The organism is Stenotrophomonas sp. TWI377 (assembly GCF_039674525.1).
Taxonomy (GTDB): Bacteria; Pseudomonadota; Gammaproteobacteria; order Xanthomonadales; family Xanthomonadaceae; genus Stenotrophomonas.
On the sequence record NZ_JBDJNT010000002.1, the window covers coordinates 64,006 to 79,958 of the forward strand.

Genomic DNA, 15,953 nt, shown 5'->3' on the forward strand with positions numbered 1-15,953 from the left:
GATCTCCGTAGAATGACATTCCCATCCCGGCACGGCCCGACGGCTGCCTCACAGGCAATACTAGTCCATGACCCTGCGCATTATCATTGCCGATGACCATCCAGTCGTACGGATCGGCACGAAGGCCGTGATCGAATCCAGCGGCGTTGGCCAGGTGGTGGCCGAGGCCAGCACCGTGGCCGAGCTGATGACCGCACTGGGCGACCACGAGTGCGATGTCCTGGTCACCGACTACTCCATGCCCGGCGGCGCGCAGGCCGATGGCTTCGCGATGATCGCCATGATCCGCCGTCGTTTTCCCGAGCTGCCGGTGCTGATGCTCAGCGTGTCCAACAATCTGGCGATCCTGCGCATGGTCGTCGCTACCGGCGTGCTGGGGCTGGTCGACAAGACCTCGTCGATGGACGAACTGCCGCTGGCGATCCAGACGGTGCAGCGTGGCATGTCCTACGTCAGCCTGTCGCTGAAGGAACGCATTGACGCAATCGGCACGGAGAGTGTCGAGGAAGGCGAAGCCCGTCCCCTGTCACCGCGCGAAGTGGAAGTGCTGCGTCTGCTCGGCAGCGGCATGACGGTCAAAGAGATCGCCATCCATCTGCACAAGAGCGTGAGCACCATCAGCCGCCAGAAAGGCGATGCGATGTTGAAGCTCGGTCTGAAAGGCGACGCCGAGTTGTTCGATTACCTGCGCGACGGCGAACGCTGATCCCAGACGCCCGATAGCGGGCGCGTTTCTCATTTTTCTGCGCCGGCGATGCACCGTCATCGTCGCGATGCAGTGCGCGCGTGCATAGCAGATCGCGTCGGCAAAGTTCCCTGGAATGCCCTTGTATTTATGTACTGCTCAGTTTGATATTCAGGGCTAATTGGGGTGACTAACGGATAATTCACACCTGTCGCCAGCAGCGATTTCCCCTCCCCTCTGCTGGCGGACAAAACCAAAAAATACAAAGGTGTCCCCGAAAATGAAGACTTCCCTGCTTGCTCTGGGTCTGCTGGCTGCACTGCCGTTCGCTGCGTCGGCAACCGACGGTCTGTCGTACAACTATGTTGAAGGCGGCTACGTGAACACCGATGCCAAGGGCGGCGACGCTGATGGTTGGGCGGTGAAGGGCTCGGTCGCCGTGGCGCCGAACTTCCACATCTTCGGTGACTACAACGCGCAGGAAACCAAGCGCGGCAGCAACGATGTGGACCAGTGGAAGGTCGGTGTCGGCTACAACTACGGCATCGCCCCGACCACCGATCTGGTCGCCCGCGTTGCCTACCAGAAGTTCGATCCGAAGCACGGCCTGGACTTCAACGGCTACTCGACCGAAGTCGGCGTGCGCAGCGCGTTCACCCCGAACTTCGAAGGCTACGTGATGGCCGGTTACGAGGATTACAGCAAGAAGCACGGCATCAACCCGGACGGCGAGTTCTACGGCCGCGTCGGCGCCCAGGCCAAGCTCAACCAGAACTGGGGCCTGGCCGGCGAAGTGAAGCTGGCCAAGGGCGGCGACAAGGAATGGTTCGTCGGTCCGCGCTTCACCTGGTAATACGCGATACGCAACACCGCGGTACGTTGTTGGATGGCGCGGTCTCTCTCCCCTGCGCCATGAAGCCCGGCTCACGCCGGGCTTCACTTTTACAGCAGCCGACCAACGGTCGGCTCTACCTGCACGGCCGTCGCGGTTTTTTTGCGGTTGGCATGGCGACACCCTCGTCGGTACGCCACGAAACAACCCGGCCACGTGCCGGGTTGTTTCGTTCTGGCGTGGCCCAGCGCCCGACCCATCCGCCGTCGCGCCTGAAGGGACTCAGAGCGCGCTTCGTGCCTGCAACGCGGATGGAAGAAGAACCAAAAAAAACCCCGGCGTCTGCCGGGGTTTTTCGTGCCTCACTTGAACAGCGTGTCCGGATACTCCGGCTTCTGCTCGCGTGCCAACAGCGCACGCAATCCTTCTTCCGGCGTCTGCTCACCGTGCAGCACCGCGCGCACGCGGTCGGAGATGGGCAGGTCGATGCCGTGACGCCGCGCCTGGCGCATCACCTCATCGGCGGTCTGCACCGATTCCACCACCTGGCCGATCTCACGGACCGCATCGGTCAACGTCTGGCCGCGACCCAGGGCCAGGCCCAGGCGACGGTTGCGTGACAGATCGCCGGTGCAGGTCAGCACCAGATCGCCCAGCCCGGCCAACCCCATCAGGGTCTCCGGCTTGGCACCGATCGCCGCGGCCAGCCGCAGCATTTCGTTGAGGCCACGGGTGATCAGGCCGGCACGGGCGTTGAGGCCCAGCTGCATGCCATCGGCGACGCCGGTGGCCACGGCCAGCACGTTCTTCATCGCACCGCCGAGCTCGGCACCGACCATGTCATCGCCGGTGTAGGCGCGGAACGCCGGACCGTGCATGGCATCGGCCACCTGCTGGGCGAAGTCCGGCGCGTCACCGTGCACGGTGATCGCGGTCGGCAGACCCTGGGTGACCTCCTTGGCGAACGACGGACCGGTCACCACCGCCAGCGGCACGTCCGGCCCGAGGACCTCACGTGCCACTTCGTGCAGGAACCGACCGGAGCCGGGCTCGAAGCCCTTCGTCGCCCAGGCCACGCCGGCATCGGCCGGCCGCAACGGTGCCAGCGCACGCACGGTTTCACCGAAGGCGTGCGAGGGCACCACCACCAGGATCCAGGCAGCGTCCTTGACGGCAGCGGCCAGATCGGTGGTCGCGCGCAGCGACTCGGGCAGCGGAATGCCCGGCAGATAACGGGTGTTCTCGTGGCGCTGGTCGATGGCCTCGACCATCGCCGCATCGCGCCCCCACAGCACGGTCGGATGACCGTGCCGCGCGAGCAGGCTCGCCAGGGCAGTACCCCAGGAGCCGGCGCCGAGAACCGCGATTTTGTCTGCGTGGTTGCTCATCCGTACTGCAGCGCCGATCAGGCGTTGCCGGCCGGCTCGGAATCGGCGAGCGAGGTTTCGCCCTGTTCCTGGCGCTGACGCAGGGTTTCGGCGTACAGGCCTTCGAAGTTGATCGGCTGCAGGAAGAACGGCGGGAAGCCGCCGGCCTGGATCAGCTCGCTCACCAGCGAACGCACGTACGGGAACAGGATGTTCGGGCACTGGGTGCCGAGCAGCACGTCGATCGACTGCGGGTCCAGGCCGACCAGGCCGAACACGCCGGCCTGCTGCACTTCGGCCACGTAGGCGGTCTTCTCGCCGGCCTTGCAGGTCAGGGTCACGGCCAGCACGACTTCGAAGGCGCTCTCGCCCAGGCGCTGCACGCGCTGGTTCAGGTTGAGCTGCAGTTCCGGCTGCACGGCGTCATTGAAGACGGCCGGAGCGTTCGGCGATTCGAACGAAACGTCCTTGACGTAGATCTTCTCGACGGTGAACGAGGGACCGGTTGCGGCGTCGACCGGCGCGACAGCGCCGTTGGTGTTCTCTTCGGACATTTCCTGTTGCTCCAAAAATGAATGCTGTAAAAACGGATTGTTACATGCCCTGCGATGGGGGCGCTGTGCGCCGCGTACAAGGCGTGCGCTGCAATCCGATGGGGATCAGTTGCGGCCCTTGACCAGCGGCAACTCGGCCTGCTGCCACGCCGGGATGCCACCGTCGAGCACGTTGACCTGGGTGAAACCGGCCTTCTTGAGCGCCTTGGCGGCCGTCTCGGAGGCATTGCCACTGCGGCACACCAGCACCACCGGGCTCTGCTGGGCCTTGGCGACCAGCTTGTGCTCCGGACCGAACTGCGCCGGCTGCACGTTGCGGCTGCCCGCGATATGGCCCTTCTCGAAATCGCTGCTCGAAGACAGATCGACCACGATGGCGCCACCGGCATTCATCAGCTGGATCAGTTCGGCCGGCTTGAGCGACTTGAAGCCGCGGAACAGGCGGCGGACTTCGGTCACGATGATGGCCACGGTCAGGCCGACCAGGGCCATCGACAACATCGGGTTTCGGCCGGCAAAGGCCAGCAACTCTTCGTAATTCACTAAGATCACGGGTCGATAAGCGGGCGCCGATTGTCGCACATGCGGGCGAATCGGCGTCCAGCCCCGTGCGGGCGGGGGTCAGCGTTCCTGCCAGAGGTCCGGCAGGCCGTTGGCCTGGAGCCAGCGCTTGCCCTCGGCGTCCCAGCGCCAGATCTCCCGGACCCGTACCGTCCGCTCGGACTGGGTGTTGTTGTTGATCACCCGCACCTCGGCGTTGCGCCCGACCCGGCCATCGGGCAGCGGCACGTTGTCGCCGGCGCGATAGCTGGAGATCTTCACCTGCTCGAAGCGGCGCAGTTCCAGGTCGGTCATCGGGTGGGCACGGGCATAGTCGGGATCCAGGTACGGCAGCGCGTCCTCCACGGTGCCCCAGCGCATCGTGGCGTCGTACTTGACCTGGGTCTCCTCCAGTTCCTTGCGCTGCTTCCTGGTGGTCTTCTGCTCGGCAGCCAGTGCGCTCACGCTGGTCAGCGCGAACAAGGCGATCAGCAGGATCTGAAGCGTACGGCGCATGCGAATTCCCCAATAGGCAAGGCGCCCATCCTACCGCCTGGCGAAGGCCACGAAACGGCCGCTCAGTTCCGCCGCGGCCTTGTCGCCCTCGCCCGGCTGGCGGGCGGTGAGGCTGATGCGGGCCTTGCCGCGCTGGGCGAAGGTGGCCAGGAAGCTGTCCCAGTCGGTTTCCGCATCGGCCTGGGCCTGTGCGTGCAGATCGCCATAGACCGGGGCAAGGTAGCGGATATGGCTGTCGGCGACGTAGACATCCGCATCGAACCCGGCCAGGCGCAGGCGCAGGGTCACCAGCGCCCACCCGGACAGGGTCAGGGCCGAGGCCAGGCTGCCACCGAAGGCATTGCCCTTGTCGTTGACGTTGGCCGCCAGCGGAGCGTGGATGTGCAGGACGCCATCGCGGTAGTCGTGGACCCGGATCTGCATGGCCGCCACCGGCGGCATGGCATCCAGGACATGCTGCAGCGCGGACAACTGCGCCGGCAGGGAATCGGTTGCGGACATCTGGCTGATCACGTCACATCGAAGGGCTCGCATAATGCCCGCAATGAACACCGAAACGAAAGTCGCGCCCTGGACCCTGATCTCGCTGCGCCCGCGCGGCCAGCATGCGCCACTGCGGCGTGCGGCGAAGGCGGCGGGTGCCCACCTCATCGCGCTGTCGCCGTGGGCGCTGCAGGCCCAGCGCGATACTGCCACCCACGCCGACCTCACCGCCGCGCTGGCGGCCGAGCGGGTGGTCTTCAGCAGTCCCGCCGCGGTGCAGGCCGCCGCGCGCCTGGTGGATCTGGCCGCACCCCACCCGGGGCAGTGGCTTGCCGTGGGCGCCGGCACGGCGGCGGCGCTGCACCGCCAGGGCGCGCAGGACATCGCCGCACCGGCACGGATGGACAGCGAGGGCCTGCTTGCGTTGCCGGCATTGGCTGACCTGCGCGGCCTGCGCGCGGGCCTGGTCACCGCCCCCGGCGGCCGCGGGGTGATCGCGCAGACCCTTGAGCAACGTGGTGCCCAACTGCTGCGCGCCAACGTCTATGCGCGCCAGCCGCTGCCGCTGGCCCCGCGCGCCCTGCAGCGCCTGCGCCGTGCGGCCATGCCCTGGGTGCTGGCGCTGAGCAGCGGCGAGGCCCTGGCGCTGTTGCTGGCGCAGTTGCCCGACGATCTGCAGGCACCGCTGCGCGCGGCCACCGTGGTGGCCGCCAGCGAGCGGCTGGCCGCACAGGCGCGCGCCGCAGGCTTCGGGCAGGTGCGGGTCGCCGCCGGGCCGATGCCGGCACAGTTGGTTGCGGCTGCACACGCCGCGCTCATCCCGCCCGCATCTTCCTGAACAGGGAGCCGGGGCGGTCTTGCAGGGGCCTTGGGCGGCGGGCGATGCTGTGTGCCACGTCGCTCGCCAGCCAAGCGGATTGCCCGGCGCGCGCGACAAGGATGCCCGTATGAATGACCCTGTTTCGCCCCCCTCTCCGAGCCGCCCCCTGCGCTGGATCGTGCCGATCACGGCGCTTGTCGTGTTGGCCGGCGGCGGCGCCTGGGGCTGGACGCAGTGGCAATCGCGACAGGCGCAGGAACGACTGCGGCAAGAGAACGACCAGCTGCAGGTGCAGGGCCTGCTGGACAGCGTGGAAGCACTGCGCCGCGACCAGCGTTCGACCTCCCAGCGCGTGCAGGACGCCGCCGCCACCAACCGCGTGCTGCGCGATGAAATGCTCGGCCTGAGCCAGCGCAATGCGCTGCTTGAAGAGAACCTGGCCAAGCTGGCCGACAGCACCCGCCACGGCGCGCAGGCACTGCAGCTGGAAGAAGCCGAACTGTTGTTGAGCCAGGCCGGCCAGCGGCTGGCCTATGCCGATGACGCAGAAGGCGCCAAGCGCCTGTACGCGTTGGCGGCCGCCTCGCTGGACGATGTGCAGGGCAACGAGTATCTGAACCTGCGGCAGGCATTGATGCAGGAGCGCAATGCGGTGGACGCGCTCGGCCCCGGGGTGCGCGCGCAGACCCAGGCACGGTTGGGCCGGTTCGCCCAGGCCCTGACCACCCTGCCCGAACAGATCGACGCCCCCGCCGATACCGCTGGCGCCACGCCCTGGTGGCACCAGGTGCTGGCGCCGTTCGTGACCATCACCCCCACCCGCCTGCAGGGCCCGCTGACCGAAGCCGACCGCGTGGCCGCGTGGGATTCGCTGCAGCTGGAACTGACCTTGGCGCGGGCAGCGGTGGAGCGCGGCGATCAGCCGGGGTATCTCCAGGCGCTGGACCGCGTTGCCCTGTGGCTGCCGCGGCTGTGGCCGGATTCACCTGCTCTGCGCGAGCAACGTGCTGAACTGCAGCAACTACGCGCCTGCGAGCTGCGTCCATCGCTGCCCGAACTGGGCAGCACCCTGCAGCAACTGCGCTCGATGCGTAACGGGAGATAATCGATGAAGCCCTTTCAATCTCTGGTGGTCCTGCTCCTGGCCGTGGCCTTGGGCGTGATCGCCTCACAGTGGCTCGGCACCGAACAGCTGCGCCAGTTCGGCGAAGTGATCTACCGCTACGGCGGCACCGACTACCGCTCCACCGTGCCCCAGGTTGCCCTGATGGTGCTGGTCGGGCTGCTGGTGCTGTGGCTGCTGTGGAGTCTGCTGGCCTCGCCGTTCCGCGCCTGGGGCCGCTACCGCCGCAAGCAGGGCCGCGCGCGCCTGACCGAAGGCCTGCAGGCGCACGAACACGGCCACTGGCAGCGTGCGGAAAAACTGCTGACCAGTGCGGCTGAAGACAAGGAAGTGAGCGCTGTCGCCATGGTGACCGCGGTGCGCAGTGCGCAGGCGCGCGATGACGATGCTGCGGTCAATCAGTACCTGCAGCGCCTGGCCACCGAAGATGCCACCAGCCATGCCCTGCTGCTGGCCGAGCGCCTGCTGGTGCAGGAACGCCCGGTCGATGCGATCAACGTGCTGGACGTTGCCGCGATCCAGCCGCTGCCGCCGCGTGGCCTGTGGCTGCGCACCGAAGCGCTGGCACGTGCCGATCGCGCGCATGAGGCCTATGGCCAGCTGGGCGCACTGCGCAAGCAGAAGGTCCTGCCGGATGCAGCCGTGGCCGAGCTGGAAATCCGCCTGGCCGCACAGTCGCTGCTGGAAGCCGGTGACGTCAACGCGCTGGCCGCACAGTGGGAAGCCACGCCAAAGGCCCTGCGCAGCGATCCCGATGTCGTCTCCGCCTATGCGCTGCGCGCAGTGGCACTGGACTGGGACGAACCGGCCCTGCTCAACCTCGAACAGGCACTGGACACGCGCTGGGACGAATCGGTGGTGACGCTTTACGGCCAGATGCCGGTGGAAAAGCTGGCCACGCGCCAAGCCAATCTGCAACGCTGGTTGACCACGCAGCCCTCCAGCCCCGCACTGCTGCTGGCGCTGGGCCGCATCGCCGCCCGTCAGCGCCAGCACACGCTGGCCGAGGATTACCTGCACCGCGCGATCGCCGCCGGCGCCGGCCCGGCCGCGTGGGAAGCGTTGGGCGAGGTGTTCCTGGATCGCGGCGAGACCGCACTGGCCTCGCAGTGCTTCGCCAATGCCCTGCGCCAGCAGCGCGGCGACGACAGCGTGGCGCTGGCCCGTGCATCGGCCACCCCTCCGCTGGATCCGATCGTGCCCGAGCGCGCCACCATCGAAGAGCAATCACTGATGGGCGAACCGGCCCCGGTGCAGGATCGCCTGCACGTGGAACAGGGGCGCGTGCACGTCGAAGAAGATCGCCTGCACGTGGAACGCGACGAGTTCGGCAATCCGCGCCTGCCGTAAAGGGCGACGCGGCACCCGGTAGTGCCGGCCGCTGGCCGGCAATGCGGGGCCTCTGTGACGGTGTGGAGGAGCCGGCCAGCGGCCGGCACTACCAGAGCCCAATGGTGCACATCTCCGCCAGATACAAAAAAAGAAGGCCGCCCCGGGGCGGCCTTCTTCGTTCAATGCCGCCGGCGATCAGCGCTCGACGATCGCCACCACGCCCATGCCACCGGCGGTGCAGATCGAGACCAGCGCGCGACCACCGCCGCGTTCGGCCAGCTGCTTGGCCGCCGTGGCGATCACGCGGGCGCCGGTGGCGGCGAACGGGTGGCCGGTGGCCAGCGAGGAGCCCAGCGGATTGATCTTGGCCGGGTCGATCTTGCCCAGCGGCGCATCCAGGCCGAGGCGGTTGCGGCAGTAGTCTTCGCTTTCCCACGCGCGCAGCGTGCACAGCACCTGGGCGGCGAACGCTTCGTGGATTTCGTAGAGGTCGAAATCCTGCAGGGTCAGGCCGTTGCGCTTGAGCATCTCCGGCACGGCGATGGTCGGCGCCATCAACAGGCCTTCGCCGTGCACGAAATCAACGGCCGCCACCTGCGAATCACGCAGGTAGGCCAGCGGTTCGTGGCCGTGCGCGCGCGCCCATTCCTCGCTGGCCAGCAGCACCGCCGAGGCGCCGTCGGTGAGCGGGGTGGAGTTGGCGGCGGTCAGCGTGCCGCGGCCGGAGACCTTGTCGAACGCCGGCTTCAGCGTGGCCAGCTTTTCCAGCGAGGTATCGGCGCGCAGGATGTTGTCGCGCTCCACGCCGCGGAACGGCGCGATCAGATCGGTGAAGAACCCGCGCTCATAGGCGGCGGCCAGCTTCTTGTGCGAGGACACTGCCCACTCGTCCTGCGAGTCGCGGGAGATGTTCCACTCCTTGGCCATGTCTTCGCAGTGGTCGCCCATGCTCTTGCCGGTACGCGGCTCGGCCACGCCCGGGAACTCCGGCTTGAGCTCGCTCAGCTTGAAGCCGCGGGTCAGTGCCTTGAGCTTGTCGCCGGTGCTCTTGGCGCGGTTGGCCGCCAGCAGGCGCGCGCGCAGCTTCTTGCCATAGACGATCGGCACATCGGAGGTGGTGTCCGAACCGCCGCCGATGCCCGAATCGATCTGGCCCAGCGCGATCTTGTTGGCCACCGCGATGATCGTATCCAGCGAGGTGCCGCAGGCGCGCTGCATGGTGATACCGGGGGTCAGCGGAGACAGGCCCGAGGACAGCGTGGCTTCGCGGCCGAGGTTCCAGTCGCTGGAGTGCTTGATCACCGCGCCCATCGCCACTTCGCCCAACTGCTGGCCGTGCAGGCCGAAGCGTTCGACCAGCGCACCGAGGGTGCGCACCGACATACCGAGGTTGCCGACGTCCGAATAAGCCGTGTTCTGGCGACAGAACGGAATGCGGACGCCGCCGAGGATGGCGACGGGACGGGCGTTGGGCATGGAGATACCTGGCATGGGAGGGGTGTCTGCAACATGGCCTGCACGAAGGAGCAGGCATAATGGGGCCAAGTGTAGCTGCCGCCCTGTGATGGGCCAACCGTGAAACCATGAGCAAACCCGACCACGGCATGAATGCCATTGGCGTACTGGCATTGGAACTGGCCGGCGGCGACGCCCCGCGCCATGCCGCGCTGTCCTCCGAACAGGCTGGTGAACTGGCCGAGCGCGTCGGCCGCGATCTGGCCAAGCTGGTGCCCGGCGTCAGCGGGCTGGACTTCGTGTTCGCCGGCGCCCATTTCGATCCGGCGGAAATCCTGCGCCCGGGCTGGCCGGTGCACCGGCGCCTGGAAGAACTGCAGATGCGCGCCCCGGGCCGCAACCAGGGCCCGCGCGTGCTGGCCTTTGGTGCCGGCGCCGACGGCGATGTGCCGTTGCCGTTCCAGGCCGATGCCAGCCTGACCGGTGGCGGCCTGCGGGTCGTCCCGTTCCTGCTGACCGGCACCGAAGTCGTCCAGACCCAGGCCGTGGCCGAAGCACTGGAAGAGGTGCTGCTGGCCCAGGGCATGGCGCAGGCCGATACCGCGCTGCAGGCGCAGAACGCCTTCGGCGCGCAGATCGAGCACGCCCGCTATTTCACGGTGAATGATCTCGCCGCGATGATGTCGATGCAGTACGACAACCAGGGCCTGGCGATTCTGTGGCCGCTGATCGAAACCGCGCTGATGGCACCGCACGTGGAAGAGTGGCTGGATGCCGCGCCGGAGCCGCTGCTTCGATACGCTGATGGCGAAGTGCGTATGGCGCTGTTCGACCCCGCCGGCTGGTGTGCGTACTACAACCACGGCACCGGCGACTGCGATCGCCTGCAGGGCATCTACGACCAGTACCTGATCCGCCAGCGGCAGATGGCCGCCGTGCTCGAAGCGCATGGCCTGCCGGTGCTGTTCGTGCATTGCGAGGCCGGACAGGACGCGCGCGAACTGCTCACCCGCTAACGGTAATGCCGGCCGCTGGCCGGCTCCCTCGGGAAAATCGATATCGCTCATTGCAGCCACGCATGGCGTGGCTCTACCAACGTTCAAAAAAAACGCCGGCTTTCGCCGGCGTTTTTCGTCAAACACGGCCCGGATTACAGGGCCGCTTTGATCACCGCGCAGGCCAGGCGTGCACCGGCATTGCCGGTCGGCTGGGTCTTGTAGTCATCCGCGTCGGCATGGACGATCAGGCCGCGGCCGATGATGTCAAAGCCATCCCCCTTGCCGATGTTGACGTTGGTCGACACCGGGGCGTCGACCACGGCGTTGCCCTGGGCGTCGGCCTTGATGTTGGGCATGTCGCCGCCGTGATGCGGTTCGCTGGCCACGCTGCCATGGTCTTCCTGGCCCGGGTTGAAGTGGCCGCCGGCGCTGGCGCCGTCCGGCGCGCTGCAGTCGCCCTTCTCATGGATGTGGAAGCCGTGCTCGCTGTTCGGCTTCAGGCCGCTGACCTGGCCTTTCACGTGCACCTTGCCGTCAACGACGCTGAAGGTCACGGTGCCTTTGACGTCATTGCCCTGGGTGGCCGCGAGATCGGCACTGGCGGTGTGGTTGGCATGGGCTTCGCTGGTCATCGCCGGCGGTGCCTCGGGGGTCGCTTCAGCGGTCGGCTGGGCGGCAGTGGCTTCGGCGGCCGGGGTGGCTTCCGGGGTAGTGTCGGCCGGCTTGTTGCAGGCGGTCAGGCAGAGCGCGGCGATGGCAGCGAACAGCGTGGTGTGGATCAGGCGCATGTGGATCTCCTTGCGGGTAGCGTTGGTAGAAACGACGTCGTGGGAGGGCGCGATCAGCGCACGACCCGGATGACGCCGCAGGCAATGCGGGCGCCGGCGTTGCCGGCCGGCTGGCTGCGATAATCGTCGGCGTTGGCGTGCACGATCAGTGCACGCCCGGCGATATCAGTGGCTGCGCCGCCGCCAAGCGTAACCGCTGGCAGGCGGATGTCGACGTTGACGCGACCCTGCGCATCGGCGCGCAGGTTGTCCATGTCACCGGCGTGATGCGCACCGGCACTGTTGCGGCCGTGCGGCTGACCGGCGGGATTGAAATGCGCGCCAGCGCTGCTCGCGTCGACCGCACTGCAGTCGCCGCGCTCATGCACATGGAACCCGGCTACCTGCAGCGGCTGCAGGCCACCGATGACCCCGGTGATGTGCACGCCACGGGCGTCCGGCACCAGCGCCAGGCGTCCACTGACCAGACTGGCCGAGGCCGGCGACAGATTGGATTCGGCCATCTGCGCGGTGCTGACCACCGGTACGACGGGGGCGACGGGGCGCGGCGGCGGTGTGGTGCCGCAGGCGGCCAGACCGACCGCGATCACCGCAGCGAGGACGACTTGGGAACTGCGCATGGGAAGACTCCTTGGTTGCAAACTAACCGTGTGCTCGTCCACGGGCCATGAAAGCGGCCCGGACATCGCGCACACGCGGTGTGGACATGCGGTTCATCCGCCGCGACGGCGGCCGGCGCCGAGCTTGCGGGTGAGGGTGTTGCGGCCCATGCCCAGCCGCGCGGCGGCCTCGGCACGGCGGCCATGGGTGATCTGCAGGGCCGCTTCGAGCAGCGCCTGGTCGACCCGGTCGCGCACCTGCGCGTGCAGACCTTCAGCCCCTTCGGCCAGACGCTGGCGCGCCCATGCCGAAAGCAACGTTTCCCACTGCCCCGGATCGCCGGCACTGCGCGAGCGCGGTGCGCCGGCACCGCGGTGCAGTGCGCTGTCCACATCGGCCACGCCGATGCTGTCGGCCGCGGCAAGCGCCGCCATGCGCCAGCACACGTTCTCCAGCTCACGCACGTTGCCGGGCCAATCGTGTTCGCGCAGCGCCTGCAGGGCCGCCGCGGTCAGCCGCTTGGGTGGCGTATCCAGTTTGCGCGCGGCCGCGGCCAGGAAGGTCTCGGCCAGCTGCGCGACATCGTCGCGACGCTCACGCAGCGGCGGCAGTCGCAACCGCACCACATCCAGCCGGTGCAGCAGATCCGCGCGGAAGCGCCCCTGCGCGACCAGCGTTTCCAGATCCTGATGGGTCGCGGCGATCACACGCACATCGACCCGGATCAACTCGCGCCCGCCGACGCGGAAGAACTCGCCCTCGGCCAGCACGCGCAGCAGCCGTGTCTGCAGCGGCAACGGCATGTCGCCGATTTCATCCAGGAACAAGGTGCCGCCATTGGCCTGCTCGAAGCGGCCGATGTGGCGACGCTGCGCACCGGTGAACGCACCGGCCTCGTGGCCGAACAACTCGCTTTCCAGCAGTTCGGACGGAATCGCCGCGGTATTGAGGGCGACGAACGGCCCCTGCACCCGCGGCGACTCGTGGTGCAGCGCATGCGCGACCAGCTCCTTGCCGGTGCCGGTTTCGCCATTGATCAACACCGACAACGGCGCCTGCGCGAGGCGCCCGATCGCGCGGAACAGCGCGCGCATCGCCGGCGTATCGCCGACCAGCTGCGGACGCTGATCGGGCGGTATCGTGCTGGCGGTCTCGCTCGGCTCGGCCAAGGTGACATCCGGGGCCGGCAGGACGCGCTGCGCCAGGGCGACCGCATCGTCCAGATCGAATGGCTTGGACAGGAACTCCTGTGCACCGCCGCGGAAGGCACCTGCGGTGCTCGCCACATCGGTATAGGCCGACATCACGATCACCGGCAGCTGCGGATGCGCTGCCTTGAGCTTGTCGAGCAACACCAGCCCATCATCGCCGGGCATGCGGACATCGGTGAACAGCAGATCCGGCGGCGCCTGCTCGGCGAGCATCGCCAGCGCGGCAGCCGCACCGTCGAACCCTTCGACACGGTAGCCAGCCTCGCGCAGCGCGGTGCACAGCACGAAGCGCACCGCGCGGTCATCGTCGACCACCCAGACGCGCTGGGCGGTGGTGTCGACCTGGTCAGCCATGGGCGGCAGTGTCCTCGGCGGGGGTGCCCTGCCCGATCGGCAGCAGCACGGTGAATACGGTATGGCCCGGGCGCGAGCGGTAGGTCAGGGTGCCGCGATGCTCGCGCGCGACCTGCTGCGCCAACGCCAGGCCCAGCCCGGTGCCTTCGGCGCGGCCGCTGACCAGCGGCAGGAACAGATGCTCGGCCAGGTCTTCTGGCACGCCACGGCCGTCATCGGCGATTTCCAGCCGCAGCGCCAGCGGATGCAGTTGATCGGTGATGCGCACGCCGTGCTCCACGCGCGTGCGCAGGGTGACGGTGCCCGCACCGGCCTGGATCGCATTGCGGACCAGGTTCCACACGGCCTGGGTGAGCCGGTCCGCATCGCCATCAAACTCGGGAATGCTGGGGTCGTAATCGCGCTGGATCCGGACCGCCCAGCCACCCTCGCTCTCGGCCAGGCGCAGGACGCGTTCCAGCGAGGCATGAATGTTGAGCGCTGCATGCGGCGCGGCCGGCGCGGGTGACAGCAGTTGCTCGAGCAGGCCGTTCAGGCGCTCGATCTCCGAGCCGATCAGCTCGATCAGTTCACGCTCGTCCGGATCGCGTTGCGCGTTGCGGCGTGCCAGCAGCTGGGCCGCGCCCTTCAATCCCGCCAGCGGATTGCGCAGCTCGTGCGCCAGGCCCTTGAGCGCGGCACTGAGCGCGCTGGGCAGCGCCTGGGTGGGGTCCAACCCCGGGAATTCATCGACCGGATGCGCCTCCAGCAGCCAGCCGCCCTCGTCCCAGCGGCTGAGCCACCCCTCGGCAAAGCGCGGCGCATCGCCCGGCAGCGCCAGGGCCAGCCGGTGCAGGCGCAGGGTGTCGCGCTCATCGCGGGCCAGGAAGTGGGCCAAGGCGTCGCCCTGGGCCTCCAGCGAAGCCAGCGGCTGGCCCAGCAGGCGGCGCACGCTCACGCCCAGCCAGCGGGCGAAGGCCGGATTGCAGCCCACCACACGGCCGCTGGCGTCGGCCCAGGCGACCGGAGTGCCGAGGGCGTCGAGGGCGGGAGGCGGGAGCGTGGTGGTCATTGCACCAATGTAGTGCAAAACGAAGGTGGGTTGAGCGTAGGAGGACTGTGGACGGAGTAGATCGCCGAGAGATTCAGGTCAAATCAAACGGTGCCGGAGTGCTGCTTCAGTGCGTCTACCAAGTCCGCCTCGAGCCCGGCAACTGTTCCGTAGATCCCATTGGCCAAAAGCACCAACTCGTCTTCGAGACCATCGAACGCATAGTAGACATCCTCCGGAAGCTGCGTCGCACGCGCCACCTGCATGGCGGTCCGGCACGTGTCCAACGCCGAGCGCTGACCGGACTGGAACTGCGCCAGCAAGTCCTCCAGCAGCCAGCGGCCGGCGGCTGGCCAATCGGCATGGGCCGTAACGGCTTGCAGCGCATCCAGAGCTGCATTGCGGTCATACGCGGTGGCGATTTCGATGATCTCGATGGCCGGCGTATCGCGTGCTTCGATCCGGGCGTACGCCCATTCCCGGCTGGCCTCCTCATCCAGCACGCCCAAGACCAGTCCAATCCGGAAGAAAGCGCAGGCCGTTGCGTCGTCTGCGACATCTAGAGAAGTTGTGTGCATGGTCAGTCTGTACCTAGACATGCTCCAGGATATTTACCAGCTGGCCCAACGGATCCCGGACATGGAATCTGCGGACGCCCCATGGTTCGTTGGCTGGGCCATACGCGATGGGCAAGTTCGCCGCCTGGACCCGTCGGAGCGCTTCGTCCACGTCGTCCACCTCGATGGAAAGATCGGGAACCTCGGTACCGGATCCGCCCTCGGCCGCGACACTCACCTGGACGTTCATGTCGGCTGACCCGGCGTACGTGCGGATCCAGCCGTGATCCATGACCAGTTCCAGGCCGAGGATGTCCCGATAGAAACTGTCCGCGGCGGCGGGGTCGGACGCGGCGATGTTGGCGATGATGCGTTTGACTTTCATGAGTCCTCCCGGCAATTGATCGCTAGTGCTAAGCCTCAGCCCAACTGAGAAATACACCAAGCAACTCAGTCAAGTTCCCGGCGCCACCGCTCGCCACAAACTGCGACTTCTCAACCGTGCAGATGATCCAGTCAGCATCATCTTCCGAGTCCCCGCGGCTGATCGATGCAAAGGGCTTTTGCTCAAGCTCCGTCTCGATGAGATCAATGCTGACGTGCCAGCCGGGGTTATCAAGGGTCTCGATAGTGACCCCGAACGTATGCTCCCAGTCCTCATTGCACTGCATTCGATACCAGTGCTGGAGTCGCTGCAGTTCATCCATC

At 67.5% G+C, this 15,953-nt stretch carries 19 protein-coding genes; 6 read left to right on the top strand and 13 right to left on the bottom strand.

Translation table 11 applies throughout. From position 1 onward, the window contains the following. Positions 1–67: 67 nt before the first annotated feature. Complete coding sequence (locus ABE546_RS03660; protein ID WP_313212641.1) at positions 68–706, top strand: response regulator transcription factor; 639 nt, start codon at positions 68–70, stop codon at positions 704–706. Between the two features lie 259 nt (positions 707–965). Next, entirely contained in the window at positions 966–1,538 is a 573-nt protein-coding gene (locus tag ABE546_RS03665; RefSeq protein WP_313212642.1) for an Ax21 family protein, read from the top strand. A 341-nt stretch (positions 1,539–1,879) separates the two neighbouring features. Here ABE546_RS03665 and ABE546_RS03670 read toward each other — a convergent pair whose 3' ends face one another. The 5 genes from ABE546_RS03670 to ABE546_RS03690 form a co-directional block, all read right to left on the bottom strand. Continuing rightward, positions 1,880–2,905 (bottom strand): NAD(P)H-dependent glycerol-3-phosphate dehydrogenase, encoded by a 1,026-nt coding sequence (locus tag ABE546_RS03670; protein WP_121044455.1) that lies wholly within the window; start codon positions 2,903–2,905, stop codon positions 1,880–1,882. A gap of 17 nt (positions 2,906–2,922) precedes the next feature. Beyond that, positions 2,923–3,438: a protein-export chaperone SecB gene (gene secB / locus ABE546_RS03675; RefSeq protein WP_019184891.1), complete on the bottom strand. Its 516-nt coding sequence runs from the start codon at positions 3,436–3,438 to the stop codon at positions 2,923–2,925. Between the two features lie 105 nt (positions 3,439–3,543). Next, positions 3,544–3,981, bottom strand: a complete 438-nt coding sequence (locus ABE546_RS03680; RefSeq protein WP_346462816.1) for a rhodanese-like domain-containing protein — start codon at positions 3,979–3,981, stop codon at positions 3,544–3,546. 78 nt (positions 3,982–4,059) lie between these two features. Continuing rightward, positions 4,060–4,494, bottom strand: coding sequence for a hypothetical protein (locus ABE546_RS03685; protein ID WP_121044462.1), 435 nt, complete (start codon positions 4,492–4,494; stop codon positions 4,060–4,062). A gap of 30 nt (positions 4,495–4,524) precedes the next feature. Beyond that, a complete protein-coding gene (locus ABE546_RS03690; RefSeq protein WP_026070058.1) occupies positions 4,525–4,995 on the bottom strand; it encodes a YiiD C-terminal domain-containing protein in 471 nt (156 codons plus the stop codon). 43 nt (positions 4,996–5,038) lie between these two features. On the opposite strand from ABE546_RS03690, the gene ABE546_RS03695 reads away from it, so the two are divergent. From ABE546_RS03695 to ABE546_RS03705, 3 genes are all read left to right on the top strand, one after another. Further along, the gene (locus ABE546_RS03695; RefSeq protein WP_346462732.1) at positions 5,039–5,815 is read left to right on the top strand and encodes a uroporphyrinogen-III synthase; all 777 of its coding nucleotides are present in this window, start codon (positions 5,039–5,041) and stop codon (positions 5,813–5,815) included. Positions 5,816–5,924: 109 nt separating this feature from the next. Next, the gene (locus ABE546_RS03700; protein WP_346462733.1) at positions 5,925–6,902 is read left to right on the top strand and encodes a uroporphyrinogen-III C-methyltransferase; all 978 of its coding nucleotides are present in this window, start codon (positions 5,925–5,927) and stop codon (positions 6,900–6,902) included. Between the two features lie 3 nt (positions 6,903–6,905). Continuing rightward, the gene (locus ABE546_RS03705) at positions 6,906–8,270 is read left to right on the top strand and encodes a heme biosynthesis HemY N-terminal domain-containing protein (RefSeq protein WP_346462734.1); all 1,365 of its coding nucleotides are present in this window, start codon (positions 6,906–6,908) and stop codon (positions 8,268–8,270) included. A 177-nt stretch (positions 8,271–8,447) separates the two neighbouring features. Here ABE546_RS03705 and ABE546_RS03710 read toward each other — a convergent pair whose 3' ends face one another. After that, a complete protein-coding gene (locus tag ABE546_RS03710) occupies positions 8,448–9,743 on the bottom strand; it encodes an acetyl-CoA C-acetyltransferase (protein ID WP_313219853.1) in 1,296 nt (431 codons plus the stop codon). A 92-nt stretch (positions 9,744–9,835) separates the two neighbouring features. Between ABE546_RS03710 and ABE546_RS03715 the strand changes: the two genes are divergently transcribed. Beyond that, on the top strand, positions 9,836–10,723 hold the full coding sequence (locus ABE546_RS03715) for a hypothetical protein (protein ID WP_346462735.1): 888 nt from the start codon (positions 9,836–9,838) through the stop codon (positions 10,721–10,723). Between the two features lie 134 nt (positions 10,724–10,857). Here the strand turns inward: ABE546_RS03715 and ABE546_RS03720 are convergent, their stop codons facing one another. The 7 genes from ABE546_RS03720 to ABE546_RS03750 form a co-directional block, all read right to left on the bottom strand. Continuing rightward, on the bottom strand, positions 10,858–11,493 hold the full coding sequence (locus ABE546_RS03720) for a superoxide dismutase family protein (RefSeq protein ID WP_346462736.1): 636 nt from the start codon (positions 11,491–11,493) through the stop codon (positions 10,858–10,860). A gap of 53 nt (positions 11,494–11,546) precedes the next feature. After that, the gene (locus tag ABE546_RS03725; RefSeq protein WP_346462737.1) at positions 11,547–12,113 is read right to left on the bottom strand and encodes a superoxide dismutase family protein; all 567 of its coding nucleotides are present in this window, start codon (positions 12,111–12,113) and stop codon (positions 11,547–11,549) included. Positions 12,114–12,206: 93 nt separating this feature from the next. Continuing rightward, the gene (gene ntrC / locus ABE546_RS03730) at positions 12,207–13,658 is read right to left on the bottom strand and encodes a nitrogen regulation protein NR(I) (protein WP_319624542.1); all 1,452 of its coding nucleotides are present in this window, start codon (positions 13,656–13,658) and stop codon (positions 12,207–12,209) included. Then, entirely contained in the window at positions 13,651–14,709 is a 1,059-nt protein-coding gene (locus ABE546_RS03735; RefSeq protein ID WP_346462738.1) for an ATP-binding protein, read from the bottom strand. Before ABE546_RS03735 ends, ntrC begins: the two co-directional genes overlap by 8 nt. Positions 14,710–14,792: 83 nt before the next feature. Then, entirely contained in the window at positions 14,793–15,266 is a 474-nt protein-coding gene (locus ABE546_RS03740; protein WP_313211224.1) for a hypothetical protein, read from the bottom strand. A 13-nt stretch (positions 15,267–15,279) separates the two neighbouring features. After that, positions 15,280–15,630: a VOC family protein gene (locus tag ABE546_RS03745; protein WP_313211223.1), complete on the bottom strand. Its 351-nt coding sequence runs from the start codon at positions 15,628–15,630 to the stop codon at positions 15,280–15,282. 28 nt (positions 15,631–15,658) lie between these two features. Continuing rightward, positions 15,659–15,952, bottom strand: coding sequence for an immunity 53 family protein (locus ABE546_RS03750; protein WP_313219851.1), 294 nt, complete (start codon positions 15,950–15,952; stop codon positions 15,659–15,661). Between the last annotated feature and the right edge of the window lies 1 nt (position 15,953).

Bases quoted from the DNA above. Each gene is read 5' to 3' on its own strand.
- ABE546_RS03660 (WP_313212641.1), top strand. From the start codon at position 68: ATGACCCTGCGCATTATCATTGCCGATGACCATCCAGTCGTACGGATC.
- ABE546_RS03665 (WP_313212642.1), top strand. From the start codon at position 966: ATGAAGACTTCCCTGCTTGCTCTGGGTCTGCTGGCTGCACTGCCGTTC.
- ABE546_RS03670 (WP_121044455.1), bottom strand. From the start codon at position 2,905: ATGAGCAACCACGCAGACAAAATCGCGGTTCTCGGCGCCGGCTCCTGG.
- secB (WP_019184891.1), bottom strand. From the start codon at position 3,438: ATGTCCGAAGAGAACACCAACGGCGCTGTCGCGCCGGTCGACGCCGCA.
- ABE546_RS03685 (WP_121044462.1), bottom strand. From the start codon at position 4,494: ATGCGCCGTACGCTTCAGATCCTGCTGATCGCCTTGTTCGCGCTGACC.
- ABE546_RS03690 (WP_026070058.1), bottom strand. From the start codon at position 4,995: ATGTCCGCAACCGATTCCCTGCCGGCGCAGTTGTCCGCGCTGCAGCAT.
- ABE546_RS03695 (WP_346462732.1), top strand. From the start codon at position 5,039: ATGAACACCGAAACGAAAGTCGCGCCCTGGACCCTGATCTCGCTGCGC.
- ABE546_RS03700 (WP_346462733.1), top strand. From the start codon at position 5,925: ATGAATGACCCTGTTTCGCCCCCCTCTCCGAGCCGCCCCCTGCGCTGG.
- ABE546_RS03705 (WP_346462734.1), top strand. From the start codon at position 6,906: ATGAAGCCCTTTCAATCTCTGGTGGTCCTGCTCCTGGCCGTGGCCTTG.
- ABE546_RS03710 (WP_313219853.1), bottom strand. From the start codon at position 9,743: ATGCCAGGTATCTCCATGCCCAACGCCCGTCCCGTCGCCATCCTCGGC.
- ABE546_RS03715 (WP_346462735.1), top strand. From the start codon at position 9,836: ATGAGCAAACCCGACCACGGCATGAATGCCATTGGCGTACTGGCATTG.
- ABE546_RS03720 (WP_346462736.1), bottom strand. From the start codon at position 11,493: ATGCGCCTGATCCACACCACGCTGTTCGCTGCCATCGCCGCGCTCTGC.
- ABE546_RS03725 (WP_346462737.1), bottom strand. From the start codon at position 12,113: ATGCGCAGTTCCCAAGTCGTCCTCGCTGCGGTGATCGCGGTCGGTCTG.
- ntrC (WP_319624542.1), bottom strand. From the start codon at position 13,658: ATGGCTGACCAGGTCGACACCACCGCCCAGCGCGTCTGGGTGGTCGAC.
- ABE546_RS03735 (WP_346462738.1), bottom strand. From the start codon at position 14,709: ATGACCACCACGCTCCCGCCTCCCGCCCTCGACGCCCTCGGCACTCCG.
- ABE546_RS03740 (WP_313211224.1), bottom strand. From the start codon at position 15,266: ATGCACACAACTTCTCTAGATGTCGCAGACGACGCAACGGCCTGCGCT.
- ABE546_RS03745 (WP_313211223.1), bottom strand. From the start codon at position 15,630: ATGAAAGTCAAACGCATCATCGCCAACATCGCCGCGTCCGACCCCGCC.
- ABE546_RS03750 (WP_313219851.1), bottom strand. From the start codon at position 15,952: ATGGATGAACTGCAGCGACTCCAGCACTGGTATCGAATGCAGTGCAAT.